Raw genomic sequence first — 13,226 nt, forward strand, 5'->3', positions numbered from 1 at the left:
GCACATGCTCAAGGTCAATCACGCCTCGCTTGCCAAGCGCTATGCTTGTTATATGGCCCCACTGCAAAAGGATTGCTGTCCATGTCCCCGTTCCTGTCACTGTTCGTACCGGTGTTCCTGTTCCTGATGCTGCTGACCATCGGCTTCAGCATGCGCGAACGCAACATCGGTGTACTGATGATGTGGATCGGCACCTTGGGTATTTTCGGCCTCACCTGCTGGAAGATCCTCGAGAAACTGCCGACATAAACCTCTACACTCGGTCAATCGTTTGACCTGAGGTAGATTTTCCAGTGCCTGCCCTCCTGCGTTACCTGTTCCTGATGCTCTTGCTTTTCATTGCCCCGGCACAAGCAGCGGGCCTGCCTGGCCTGCTGGGCGGCAGCGCGCCCGCCCAGCCAGAGGCCACCGAGCCACTGGGCAAATCGCTGGATGAGGTGATCAAGAACCTCGAAAATGACCAGCAGCGGGCCAAGCTGCTGGCCGACCTGAAAAAACTGCGCGACGCCACCCGGCAATCGCAACCCAGTGTTGAACAGGGTGTGCTCGGTCTGATCGGCGGTGCCCTGCACGACTTTGAAAAACAGTTCAGCGGCGATGCCAGTCCATTCCACCGCTGGGCCGCGGAAATCGAACAGGCACAGGCCGAACTGACCGAGCTGATGGTGCCCGTGCACCAGTGGCCGGCGATCCTGTTCGGTTTTGCTGCAGTGATTGCCGTGTGGAGCGTGCTGGCCTATGCCTTCAACTGGGTCGGCCATCGGCTACGCCTGCGTTTTGGCCTGAGCGAAGAACTGCCACAACACCCGCGTACCTGGGACCTGGTGCGCTTTGCCTTGCGCAAGCTTGGCCCATGGTTGGTCGCGCTGGTGTTCACGGTGTACCTGAGTTTCGTGCTGCCGCCATCGCTGGGCAAATCGCTGGCCATGGTGCTGGCCTACGCCCTGGTGGTCGGTACCTGCTTTTCGGCCATTTGCGTCATCGCCTTTTCCTTGCTGGACGGCCCACACCGCCACCGTGCCCTGCACATCCTGCGGCGCCAGGCGTTTCGCCCGTTGTGGCTGATCGGCAGCTTCGCCGCGTTTGGCGAGGCGATGAGCGATCCACGCATGCTGGTGGCCCTCGGTACCCACCTGGCCCACGCCCTGGCGACCTTGGCCAATGTAATTGCGGCGCTGTGCACCGGGTTGTTCATCCTGCGCTTCCGCCGCCCGATCGCCCACCTGATCCGCAACCAGCCACTGTCGCGGCGCCTGACCCGACGCACCCTCAGCGATACCATCGAGATCCTCGGCAGCTTCTGGTTCATTCCAGCGCTGATCCTGGTGGCCATTTCGCTGTTCGCCACCTTCGTCTCCGCCGGCGACACCAGCACTGCCCTGCGCCAGTCGCTGATGTGCACGGTGCTGGTGGTGGTGTGCATGGTGCTCAACGGCCTGGTGCGCCGCCATACTGCCAACCCCAAGCGGGCCAGCAAGCGCCAGGCGGTGTACACCGAGCGCCTGCGCAACTTCGGCTACCTGCTGGTGCACTTGTTCATCTGGCTGGTGTTCATCGAGTTGGGCCTGCGCGTGTGGGGCGTGTCGATGATCAGCTTCGCCGAGGGTGACGGCCATGACGTCAGCCTGCGCCTACTGGGCCTGGCCGGCACGCTGATGGTGGCCTGGCTGGTGTGGATCCTTGCCGACACCGCCGTACACCATGCCCTGGTGGGCTCGCGCCGGGGGCTGGCCAACGCCCGTGCGCAAACCATGATGCCGTTGATCCGCAACGTGATGTTCGTGGTCATCTTCATCATCGCGGTCATCGTCGCACTGGCCAACATGGGCATGAACGTCACCCCGCTGCTGGCCGGTGCCGGTGTGATCGGCCTGGCCATCGGTTTTGGCGCGCAGTCGCTGGTGGCCGACCTGATCACCGGCCTGTTCATCATCATCGAGGATTCGCTGGCCATCGACGACTATGTGGATGTCGGCGGCCACCTGGGCACGGTGGAAGGGCTGACCATTCGTACCGTGCGCCTGCGCGACATCGACGGCATTGTGCATACCATCCCGTTCAGCGAGATCAAGAGCATCAAGAACTACTCGCGGGAGTTCGGCTACGCGATCTTCCGCGTGGCAATCCCGCACAGCATGAACATCGACCAAGCGATCACGCTGATTCGCGAAGTGGGGCAGAAGCTGCGCAATGACCCGCTGATGCGCCGCAACATCTGGTCGCCGCTGGAGCTGCAGGGGGTGGAGAGCTTCGAGTCAGGCTCGGCGATCTTGCGGGCGCGCTTCAAGACCGCGCCGATCAAGCAGTGGGAGGTGTCGCGGGCGTTCAACCTGGCCTTGAAGCGGCAGCTGGACGAGGCCGGGCTTGACCTGGCGACGCCGCGATTGTCGGTGCAAGTGGTGACAGCCGGTGGGGGTGGGATGACGGAGGCCAGTTCGTAGGAGCGGGTTTACCCGCGAAGAAGGCAACACCTCATCCAGCCTGGGCACGAATGCGGATCGCATCATGCCGCCAATACTCGAGGTCGCAGTCGATCAAGTGCCCATGCTGGTCACTGTTGACCCGGGTAATGTGCAAGCCCGGGCTGCCCGCCGACACTTTCAAGGCACTGGCCGCCTCCACCGGCAACGCTGTCGGCAGGATCTCGAAGCACACCTGCCCGTATTCGATGCCATACACCCGCCCATAAACCTCGGTCAGTGACTGCGCCAGGTCGTGTTCGAGAATGCCGGGAAAGTACCGGGGGTTGAGGTAGTGCTCGGCATACAGCACCGCCCGCCCGTCAATCCGCCGTAACCGGCAGACGCGCACCACGCTGGACAACGCCGGCAGCTGCAAGCGTGCACAGATGGCAGCCGAAGCCGGCTGCAGCCTCGCCGACAGCAGTTCGGTGCTGGCCACCCGCCCCTGATCGCGCACCATGGCATGGAAGTGGCTGCGCTCGATCAGGTCATAGGTCAAGCGCTGCGGCGCAACGAACCAGCCTCGGCGCTCTTCGCGGTAGATCAAGCCTTGGGCCTCAAGCTGCACCAACGCCTCACGCAGGGTAATGCGCGTGGTGTCGAACACCTCGCTGAGCCGCCGCTCGGCCGGCAGCTTGCCGCCCGGCGCCAGCAGGCCATGCTCGATCTGCTCCTGCAGGGCATGGCAGATGGCTGTTACCGCACGCGGGGGCGTCGACTGCATCAAAAGGTTACCTATCTGGACTAGTCCAGCCCCATCACAGGGCAGATTGAGAATAGTGCAAGCCTATGCAGGGCTGATGAACATCCTGTGACAAAGGCTTGTGCCAGGTACTGCCAGAAACGCGCCAAGCCAGCAGAACCGGGGCGATTACCTGGTCTACGCTGTAGCTTCAGGGCCCTCACCGGCCCCCTCCCTACATCAAACTGTCACGCAAGCGGCCTACCTTGGCTCAAGGTTTGCTGACCTAGACCAAAGGTGCCAGTCAAAGGCTTGCAACGGCTTTACCCAGAACAACGATCGTAAAGGCACCCACCCAAAGGAGCTTCGGATGAAAAAGTTCTTCATGGCGTCACTGCTTGGTTCGGCCATCGCGTTGTGCACCACGGCCATGGCCGCTGGCACTGACCTCAAGGCCCTGGAAGACGCCGCCCGCAAGGAAGGCACTGTCAACAGCGTGGGCATGCCCGACGCCTGGGCCAACTGGAAAGGCACCTGGGAAGACCTGGCCAGCAACTACGGACTCAAGCACAGCGACACCGACATGAGTTCGGCCCAGGAACTGGCCAAGTTCGAAGCCGAGAAGGACAACGCCAGCGCCGACATCGGTGACGTGGGGGCCGCCTTCGGCCCGATCGCGGTGACCAAGGGCGTCAGCCAGCCTTACAAGCCAAGCACCTGGGACCAGGTGCCGGAATGGGCCAAGGACAAGGACGGCCACTGGGCGCTGGCCTATACCGGGACGATCGCCTTCATCATCAACAAGGACCTGGTCAAGGAAGAGGAACGGCCGAAAACCTGGCATGACCTGGAAAAAGGCAAGTACAAGGTCGCCATCGGTGACGTCGGCACCGCCGCCCAGGCCGCCAACGGCGTGCTGGCTGCGGCCATCGCCTACAAAGGTGACGAGCAGAACATCCAGCCAGGCCTGCAGTTGTTCACCAAGCTGGCGCAGCAGAAGCGCCTGTCGCTGGCCAACCCGACCATCCAGACCCTGGAAAAGGGCGAAGTGGAAGTTGGCGTAGTGTGGGACTTCAACGGCCTGAGCTACCGTGAACAGATCGACCCCAAGCGTTTTGAAGTGCTGATCCCGTCGGACGGAACGGTGATCTCCGGCTATACCACCATCATCAACAAGTATGCCAAGCACCCCAATGCGGCCAAGCTGACCCGTGAATACATCTTCAGCGACGCCGGGCAGATCAACCTGGCCAAGGGCCATGCGCGGCCGATCCGGGCCGAGCACCTGAAGCTGCCAGCGGATGTGCAGGCCAAGCTGCTGCCCAACGACCAGTACGCTGCCGCCCAGCCGATCAAGAATGCCGAGGCCTGGGAAGCCACCTCGAAGAAACTGCCGCAGATGTGGCAGGAGCAGGTGATCATCGAGATGGAGTAAGGGGCCGGGCTTTGTAGCGCCTGATCCGGCCCTTTCGCGGGTAAACCCGCTCCTACACAGGGATACGCGATACATGTAGGAGCGGGTTTACCCGCGAAGATGCCAACGCGGTTCATGACTGGAGAAAACATGCAACACAACGTCATCCTGGTCCTGCTCGACGGCCTCAACTACCAGGTCGCCCACCATGCGATGGGCCACCTGCACGCCTACGTCGAGGCCGACCGTGCCGCGCTGTACCGCGTGGAATGCGAGCTGCCATCGCTGTCGCGGCCGCTGTACGAATGCATCCTCACCGGCGTGCCGCCAATCGACAGCGGCATCGTGCACAACAACATCAACCGCCTGTCCAACCAGCGCAGCGTGTTTCACTACGCCCGCGAGGCCAACCTGGGCACCGCGGCGGCGGCCTATCACTGGATGAGCGAGCTGTACAATCGCTCGCCCTTCGACCCGCAGCGCGACCGCCACACCCACGCGCCGAAGCTGCCGATCCAGCACGGGCTGTTCTACTGGGACGACCGTTACCCCGATTCGCACCTTCTGGCCGATGGCGAGTACCTGCGCCGCCGTCACGCCCCCAACTTCCTGCTGGTGCACCCGATGAGCGTTGACGACGTGGGTCACCGCCACGGCCTGGACAGCAGCCAGTATCGCAATGCTGCACGCAGCGTCGACATCCTGCTGGCCGACTACCTGCCCGGTTGGCTCGAAGAGGGCTACCAGGTATTGGTCACCGCCGACCACGGCATGAACAACGACCGTTCGCACAACGGCCTGCTGGCTGAAGAACGTGAAGTGCCGCTGTTCGTCTTCGGCGACGCCTTCAGCCTGGACCCGGCCGCCAAACCACTGCAGACCGAACTGTGCGGCACCATCTGCGAGCTGCTGGGCGCCGCGCACGACAAGACGGTTTGCCGGGAGCTACTGAAGTGAGTGGCGGCATACGTGGCCGCTACCTGGCCCTGCTCTGCCTGCTGCCGTTCGCCGTGTTCTTCGTCATCTTCCAGGTCGCCCCACTGGCCTGGGTGGCGATCAACAGCCTGCAATCGGAAGCCGGCTGGGGCATCGACAACTTCAGCAAGGTGTTCGCCTCCAAGTTCTACCTGCAGGCGTTGCAACGCAGCCTGGAAATCAGCTTCTGGTCGAGCGTGTTCGGCATCGTCATTGCGACCCTCGGCGCCTACTCGCTGCGCCAGGTGGACTCGAAGCTGCGCGACTTCGTCAGCGCCTTCGCCAACATGACCAGCAACTTTGCCGGTGTGCCGCTGGCCTTTGCCTTCATCATCCTGCTCGGCTTCAACGGCGCGCTGACCCTGCTGCTGAAGCAAGTTGGCCTGCTGGAGGACTTCAGTATCTATTCCAAAAGCGGGTTGATCCTGGTGTACACCTACTTCCAGATCCCGCTGGGCGTATTGCTGCTCTACCCCGCCTTCGACGCCCTGCGCGAAGACTGGCGCGAGTCAGCCGCGCTGCTGGGCGCCAACCACTGGCAGTACTGGCGGCACATCGGCCTGCCGGTGCTGGCCCCGGCGCTGCTGGGCACTTTCGTCATCCTGCTGGCCAATGCCCTCGGCGCCTACGCCACCGTGTACGCACTGACCACCGGCAACTTCAACGTACTGCCGATCCGCATCGCCGGCCTGGTGGCGGGCGACATCAGCCTCGATCCGAACCTGGCCAGCGCCCTGGCAATGGTGCTGGTGGGGCTGATGACGCTGGTCACGGTGGTGCATCAATGGCTGCTGAAAAGGAGCTACCATGCGCGCTGACATCCGTTCCGGCGGCTGGTACCACCGCCTCGTGGTCTACCTGCTGTTCCTGATCCTGCTGCTGCCCCTGGCCGGCACCCTCCTCTACTCGCTGGCCACCAGCTGGTCGGCGACCCTGCTGCCCAGCGGCCTGACCCTCAAGTGGTATGCGGCGCTGTGGAGCGAGCCGCGCTTCCTTGCGGCCTTCGGCCAGTCGCTGCTGGTGTGCGTAGGTGCACTGCTGCTGTCGGTGGTGCTGATCTTGCCACTGCTGTTCGTGGTGCATTACCACTTCCCGCGGCTCGACGCGCTGATGAACATCCTCATCCTGCTGCCATTCGCGGTGCCGCCAGTGGTGTCGTCGGTGGGGCTGCTGCAGCTGTATGGCAGCGGGCCGATGGCCATGGTCGGCACACCGTGGATCCTGATCGGCTGCTACTTCACCATCGCCCTGCCGTTCATGTACCGGGCCATCACCAACAACCTGCAGGCCATCAACCTGCGCGACCTGATGGACGCCGCGCAGCTGCTCGGCGCCAGCACCTGGCAGGCCGCACTGCTGGTGGTGCTGCCGAACCTGCGCCAGGGCCTGATGGTGGCAGTGCTGCTGTCGTTCTCGTTCCTGTTCGGCGAATTCGTGTTTGCCAACCTGCTGGTCGGCACCCGCTACGAGACCCTGCAGGTGTACCTGAACAACATGCGCAACAGCAGCGGCCACTTCAACAGCGCGCTGGTGATCTCCTACTTCGCCTTCGTGCTGGTACTGACCTGGGTCGCCAACCGCCTGAACAAGGACAAGACCTGACATGAACTTCGTCAGCGTACAGAAACTACAGAAAAGCTACGCCGGCAGCCCGGTGTTCGAGAGTATCGACTGCCACATCGAACGCGGCGAATTCGTCACCCTGCTCGGCCCGTCCGGCTGCGGCAAGTCCACCCTGCTGCGTTGCATTGCCGGGCTGACCCCGGTGGACAGCGGGCAGATACTGCTCGACGGCCAAGACATCGTGCCGCTAAGCCCGCAAAAGCGTGGCATCGGCATGGTGTTCCAGAGCTACGCGCTGTTCCCTAACATGACCGTGGAGCAGAATGTTGCCTTTGGCCTGCGCATGCAGAAGGTCAAGGCCGACGAAAGCCAACTGCGGGTACACGAGGTGCTGGCGCTGGTGGAGCTGGGCAAGTTCGCCGGGCGCTACCCGCACCAGCTTTCCGGCGGCCAGTGCCAGCGCGTGGCCCTGGCACGCTCACTGGTCACCCGCCCGCGCCTGCTGCTGCTCGACGAACCGTTGTCGGCGCTGGATGCGCGTATCCGCAAGCACCTGCGCGAGCAGATTCGCGCCATCCAGCGCGAACTGGGGCTGACCACCATATTCGTCACTCACGATCAGGAGGAAGCGCTGACCATGTCCGACCGCATCTTCCTGATGAACCAAGGGCGCATCGTCCAGAGCGGCGATGCCGAAACCCTCTACACCGCCCCCGTGGACCTGTTTGCCGCCGGATTCATCGGCAACTACAACCTGCTCGACGCCGACAGCGCCAGCCGCCTGCTGCAGCGCCCGGTGGCCAGCCGCCTGGCGATCCGCCCGGAGTCGATCACCCTTGGCGAGCACGGCGAGCTGGACGCCGAGGTGCGCAGCCACAGCCTGCTGGGCAACGTGATCCGCTACCGGGTGCGGGTGCGCGAAGTGGAGCTGGTGGTCGATGTGCTCAACCGCTCGCCGGCCGACCTGCACGCGGACGGGAAACGGGTAAGCGTGTCGATCGACCCCACTGCGCTGCGGGAAGTGGCTTAAGGAGACTCAACACCATGGCACTGGCAATTTTCGATCTGGATGAAACCCTGATCCACGGCGACTGCGCCTCACTGTGGAGCGAGCAGATGGCCCGGTTGGGCTGGGTCGACGGCAAGGATTTCCTGCGCCGCGACCATGAACTGATGGAAGCTTATGGCAGGGGCCACCTGCAGATGGAGGACTACATGGCCTTCAGCCTGGAGCCGATTGCCGGGCGTACCCTGGAAGAAGTCGAGCACCTGGTGGCACCGTGGGTCGAAGAAGTGATCGAACCGATCATCTACGGTGACGCCTGCCGCTGCATTGCCGAGCACCGCAAGCGTGGGGATCGCATCCTGATCATTTCCGCTTCGGGTACGCATCTGGTCGGGCCGATTGCCGCGAGACTGGGCGTGGATGAGTACCTGGCCATCGAGCTGGAGGCAGTGAACGGGGTGTACACCGGCAAGACCCTCGGGGTGCTGACCTATCGTGAGGGCAAGATCACTCGCTTGCTGGAGTGGCTGGACCAGGAGCAGGAAAACCTGGAAGGCGCGAGTTTCTATTCCGATTCGAGGAATGACTTGCCGTTGCTGTTGAAGGTGGATCATCCGCATGTGGTGAACCCGGATGCGGTGTTGCGCGAGCATGCCGAGATCAATGGGTGGCCGATTCTGAGCTGGAGCTGAAGGTCTTTGTGGGTTGTGCCGGCTTCTTCGCGGGTAAACCCGCTCCTACATCGCACAGTGTTCAAATTGTGGCGATCTCAATGCAGGTGCGGGTTTACCCGTGAAGGGGCCTGGCCGGCTTACACCAGGCTAGGGTCGATCACCATCACCAGCTTGCCCGACACCTGATTGGTCTCCAGCTCGGCATACGCCGCCTGGGCAAACTCCACCGGATAGGTATCGACCAGCTGCGGCGACAAACGCCCCTCGGCAAACAGTGGCCATACGTGCTGCTGCAGTTCGCTCAGCAGCTCGGCCTTGAAGCCGTCGTCACGGTTGCGCAGGGTGGAACCGGTGATTTCCAGGCGCTTGCCCAGCACTTGGGCCAGGTCCAGCTCAAACTTGCGTCCGCCCATCAGGCCGATGATCACCCAGCGACCGTCGCGGGCCAGCAGTTTGAGGTTCAGCTCACCGTAGCTAGCGCCCACCGGGTCGAGAATCACGTCGAACGGGCCAAAACCTTCCAGCTCGTCCAGGTTTTCGTTACGGACCACACCACCCGCAGCGCCCAGCGCTTGGCAGTAGGCCAGACGATCCTGCGAACCGACGCTGACCCACACCGGGCTGCCGAACGCCTTGCACAGCTGGATGGCGGCCGAGCCAACGCCACTGGCGCCGGCGTGCACCAACACCTTCTCGCCAGCCTTCACCGCACCGAGCTGGAAGATGTTCAGCCAGGCGGTGGCATACACCTCCGGCAGCGCTGCCGCCTCATGCAGGCCAAGGCCTTCGGGTACCGGCAGGACGTGACGGGCATCGACCACCACTTCCTCGGCCATGGCGCCGCTGGCCAGCAGGGCGCAAACGCGGTCACCCACGCGCCAATCGGCACCAGCCCCCACCTCTTCAATCACCCCGGAACACTCCAGTCCCATGTACGGGCTGGCACCTGGTGGTGGCGGGTACAAACCTTTCATCTGCAGCAGGTCGGCGCGGTTCAGCCCCGCTGCGGCCACGCGAATGCGCACTTGGCCCGCGTCACAGGTCGGGCGCTCGGCCTCGACCCACTCCACATGTCCGTCAACGCCTTGCAATGCCTTCACAGTGCCTCCATAGTTGAATCATGACTGGGCCTGAGGTCGCTTACCTCAGGCCTTTTGCAGTATTTGCCCGGCTCCATGGAACCGGCAACGGAAAAGACGGCCTACTATGCGTGATCAATTGCCTCCACGTCGAATCAGCATGAAGCATTTCCTTCCAAGCACCGCACTGGCTGTGATGATCGGCCTGGGCAGCCTCACGCTCGGCGGCAATGCGGCGGCCGCCAACAAGTGGGACAGCCTGCAGCCCGACCGCGACGAGATCGTCGCCAGCCTCAACGTGGTGGAATTGCTCAAGCGCCACCACTACAGCAAGCCACCTCTGGACGATGCCCGTTCGGTCATTATCTACGACAGCTACATCAAGCTGCTGGACCCGGCGCGCAGCTACTTCACCGCTGCCGACATTGCCGAATTCGATAAATGGAAAAGGCAATTCGACGATTTCCTCAAGAGCGGCAACCTGGACCCGGGCTTCACCATCTACAAACGCTACCTCGACCGCGTCAAGCAACGCCTGGACTTCGCCCTGGCCGAGCTGAACAAGGGCGTGGACAAGATGGACTTCACCACCAAGGAAACCTTGCTGATCGATCGCAAGGACGCACCGTGGATGAAGAACCAGGCCGAGCTCGACGACTTGTGGCGCAAACGCGTGAAAGACGAAGTGCTGCGCCAGAAGATCGCCGGCAAGGAACCCAAGCAGATCCAGGAAACCCTGATCAAGCGTTACAAGAACCAGCTCGCGCGCCTGGATCAGACCCGTGCCGAGGACATCTTCCAGGCCTACATCAACACCTTCGCCCAGTCCTACGACCCACACACCAACTACCTGTCGCCGGACAACGCCGAGAACTTCGACATCAACATGAGCCTGTCGCTCGAAGGCATCGGTGCGGTGCTGCAAAGCGACAACGACCAGGTCAAGATCGTGCGCCTGGTGCCGGCAGGCCCGGCAGCCAAGACCAAGCAGGTGGCCCCGGCCGACAAAATCATCGGCGTAGCCCAGGGCAACAAGGAAATGGTCGACGTGGTGGGCTGGCGCCTGGACGAAGTAGTCAAGCTGATCCGTGGCCCAAAAGGCTCGGTGGTGCGCCTGGAAATCATCCCGGCCAGCAATGCACCTAGCGACCAGACCAGCAAGATTGTGTCGATCACCCGTGAAGCGGTGAAGCTTGAAGAGCAGGCGGCGAAGAAGTCGGTGCTCAAGCTCAAGCAGGACGGGCGTGACTACAAGCTGGGCATCATCGAGATTCCAGCCTTCTACCTGGACTTCAAGGCCTACCGTGCGGGCGACCCGGAGTACAAGAGCACCACGCGTGACGTGAAGAAGCTGCTCACCGAACTGCAAAAAGAAAAAGTCGATGGCGTGGTCATCGACCTGCGCAACAACGGCGGCGGCTCGCTGCAGGAAGCCACCGAGCTGACCAGCCTGTTCATCGAAAAAGGCCCGACCGTGCTGGTGCGCAATAGTGACGGCCGCGTCGACGTGCTGGAAGACGAAAACCCGGGGGCCTTCTACAAGGGCCCGCTGGCACTGCTGGTCAACCGCCTGTCGGCCTCGGCATCGGAGATCTTCGCCGGTGCCATGCAGGACTACCACCGCGCGCTGATCATCGGTGGCCAGACCTTCGGCAAAGGCACCGTGCAGACCATCCAGCCGCTCAACCATGGCGAGCTGAAGCTGACCCTGGCCAAGTTCTACCGCGTTTCCGGGCAGAGCACCCAGCATCAGGGGGTACTGCCGGACATCGACTACCCATCGATCATCGACACCAAGGAAATCGGCGAGAGCGCCCTGCCAGAGGCCATGCCGTGGGACACCATCCGCCCGGTGGTCAAGCCTGTGGCCGATCCGTTCAGGCCGTTCCTGGCCCAGCTCAAGGCGCAGCATGAGGCACGCAGCGACAAGGATGCCGAGTTCACCTACATCCGCGACCGCCTGGCCCTGACCCAGAAGCTGATGAACGAGAAAACCGTCAGCCTCAACGAACAGGAACGCCGCGCCCGCCACGACAGCATCGAGACCAAGCAACTGGCGCTGGAAAACATCCGCCGCAAGGCCAAGGGTGAAGAACCGCTGAAAGAGCTGAAGAAAGAGGACGAAGATGCTCTGCCGGTCGAGGATGAAAACACCAAGCCGGAAGACGACGCTTACCTTGCGGAAACCGGTCGCATCCTGATCGACTACCTCAGTGCCAGCACCAAGGTGGCCAAGAAGTAAGGCACCTCAGCAATGATGGCAGAATAATGCGACCTGTCATCAAACAGTCATCGTGCTGTCGTGAAATATGGGGGCCGGGCATGTAGATGCCCGGCCTTTTCATTTTCAGGAATACATCATGACCGTTGCCGAACAGCTCAGCGCCTTGAGTGCCATCCTGGCTCAACGCAGTATTCACAGTCTGTTCCAGCCTATCGTGTGCCTGAGTGAACATAGGGTGTTCGGCCATGAGGCGCTGAGCCGTGGTCCGTCCAACAGCCCGCTGCATGCGCCGCTCAACCTGTTTACCATCGCCCGCCAGGCCGGCCGCCTGACCGAGCTGGAAGCCGCTTGCCGAGAAAGCGCCTGCCGACGCTTCAGCGAGCAGCAACTGCAGGGCAAACTGTTTCTCAACATCTCGCCCGAATCGCTGCTGGAGCCGCACTACCCTTCTGGCCTGACCCTGAAACTGCTCGAACAGGTTGGCCTGCCGCCCAGCCGGGTGGTGATCGAGTTGACCGAGCACACGCCCACCGACGATTTCCAGCTGCTGTCCAATGCCCTGCACCACTATCGCGACATGGGCTTCTCGATTGCCATCGACGACCTGGGCGCGGGATATTCCAGCCTGCGCCTGTGGTCGGAGCTGCGCCCCGAATACGTGAAGATCGACCGGCACTTCATTGACGGCATCCACCGTGACCCGCTCAAGCGCGAGTTTGTTGGCTCCATTCTGCAGATCGCCCGGGCATCGAAGGCACAGGTGATTGCCGAGGGCATCGAGCTGGCGGAAGAGCTGGCGGTGCTGGTGGAGATGGGCGTGGACCTGGTGCAGGGCTACTTGTTAGGGCGGCCACAGGAGATGGGGGTACGCGACAGCGGGCTTTTACCAGCACTGACGCAGGTGCCACTGGCTGAACAACCGACAGTGCACTTGAATGCCACGATCGGGCAGCTGCTGGAGCTGTTTGGCCGATACCAGCACCTGGAGGCATTGGAAGTGGTGGATGCCGATGGCAGGGGGTGCGGGTTGATTCACAGGGATGCGCTGCCTGTGCCGGCCTATTCGCGGGTGAACCCGCTCCTACAACAGCCTGATTCCAACCCCCGATGTGTGCCCACCACCGTGGTAGGAGCGGGTTTACCCGCG

At 62.5% G+C, this 13,226-nt stretch carries 12 protein-coding genes; 10 read left to right on the forward strand and 2 right to left on the reverse strand.

All coding sequences use genetic code 11. The features are described 5' to 3' along the window. The first annotated feature begins 81 nt into the window (after positions 1-81). The gene (locus ACF8GF_RS13730) at positions 82-249 is read left to right on the forward strand and encodes a hypothetical protein (protein ID WP_016501052.1); all 168 of its coding nucleotides are present in this window, start codon (positions 82-84) and stop codon (positions 247-249) included. A gap of 44 nt (positions 250-293) precedes the next feature. Further along, positions 294-2,441 (forward strand): mechanosensitive ion channel family protein, encoded by a 2,148-nt coding sequence (locus tag ACF8GF_RS13735; protein ID WP_176685022.1) that lies wholly within the window; start codon positions 294-296, stop codon positions 2,439-2,441. A 31-nt stretch (positions 2,442-2,472) separates the two neighbouring features. Here ACF8GF_RS13735 and ACF8GF_RS13740 read toward each other — a convergent pair whose 3' ends face one another. Further along, the gene (locus ACF8GF_RS13740) at positions 2,473-3,186 is read right to left on the reverse strand and encodes a UTRA domain-containing protein (RefSeq protein ID WP_176685021.1); all 714 of its coding nucleotides are present in this window, start codon (positions 3,184-3,186) and stop codon (positions 2,473-2,475) included. A gap of 328 nt (positions 3,187-3,514) precedes the next feature. Between ACF8GF_RS13740 and ACF8GF_RS13745 the strand changes: the two genes are divergently transcribed. The 6 genes from ACF8GF_RS13745 (at position 3,515) to ACF8GF_RS13770 (ending at position 8,794) form a co-directional block, all read left to right on the forward strand. Next, positions 3,515-4,579: an ABC transporter substrate-binding protein gene (locus tag ACF8GF_RS13745; protein ID WP_392487670.1), complete on the forward strand. Its 1,065-nt coding sequence runs from the start codon at positions 3,515-3,517 to the stop codon at positions 4,577-4,579. Between the two features lie 129 nt (positions 4,580-4,708). Continuing rightward, positions 4,709-5,515, forward strand: coding sequence for an alkaline phosphatase family protein (locus ACF8GF_RS13750; RefSeq protein ID WP_003252558.1), 807 nt, complete (start codon positions 4,709-4,711; stop codon positions 5,513-5,515). Next, complete coding sequence (locus tag ACF8GF_RS13755; protein WP_103469327.1) at positions 5,512-6,351, forward strand: ABC transporter permease subunit; 840 nt, start codon at positions 5,512-5,514, stop codon at positions 6,349-6,351. Before ACF8GF_RS13750 ends, ACF8GF_RS13755 begins: the two co-directional genes overlap by 4 nt. Further along, on the forward strand, positions 6,341-7,135 hold the full coding sequence (locus ACF8GF_RS13760) for an ABC transporter permease (RefSeq protein ID WP_176685019.1): 795 nt from the start codon (positions 6,341-6,343) through the stop codon (positions 7,133-7,135). The genes ACF8GF_RS13755 and ACF8GF_RS13760 overlap by 11 nt, the downstream gene beginning before the upstream one ends. Before the next feature lies 1 nt (position 7,136). Further along, complete coding sequence (locus ACF8GF_RS13765; protein ID WP_392487671.1) at positions 7,137-8,126, forward strand: ABC transporter ATP-binding protein; 990 nt, start codon at positions 7,137-7,139, stop codon at positions 8,124-8,126. A gap of 14 nt (positions 8,127-8,140) precedes the next feature. Continuing rightward, a complete protein-coding gene (locus tag ACF8GF_RS13770) occupies positions 8,141-8,794 on the forward strand; it encodes an HAD family phosphatase (RefSeq protein ID WP_176685017.1) in 654 nt (217 codons plus the stop codon). Positions 8,795-8,913: 119 nt separating this feature from the next. Here the strand turns inward: ACF8GF_RS13770 and ACF8GF_RS13775 are convergent, their stop codons facing one another. Further along, on the reverse strand, positions 8,914-9,876 hold the full coding sequence (locus ACF8GF_RS13775; protein WP_176685016.1) for an NAD(P)H-quinone oxidoreductase: 963 nt from the start codon (positions 9,874-9,876) through the stop codon (positions 8,914-8,916). A gap of 139 nt (positions 9,877-10,015) precedes the next feature. Here ACF8GF_RS13775 and ACF8GF_RS13780 point away from each other — a divergent pair, with 139 nt between their 5' ends. Then, the gene (locus ACF8GF_RS13780) at positions 10,016-12,097 is read left to right on the forward strand and encodes a carboxy terminal-processing peptidase (protein ID WP_176685015.1); all 2,082 of its coding nucleotides are present in this window, start codon (positions 10,016-10,018) and stop codon (positions 12,095-12,097) included. Between the two features lie 118 nt (positions 12,098-12,215). After that, the coding region (locus ACF8GF_RS13785; protein ID WP_392519747.1) for an EAL domain-containing protein at positions 12,216-13,226 on the forward strand (1,011 nt) is incomplete at its 3' end.

The sequence above is a fragment of the Pseudomonas sp. yb_5 genome, assembly GCF_043103865.1.
Taxonomy (GTDB): Bacteria; Pseudomonadota; Gammaproteobacteria; order Pseudomonadales; family Pseudomonadaceae; genus Aquipseudomonas; species Aquipseudomonas putida_Y.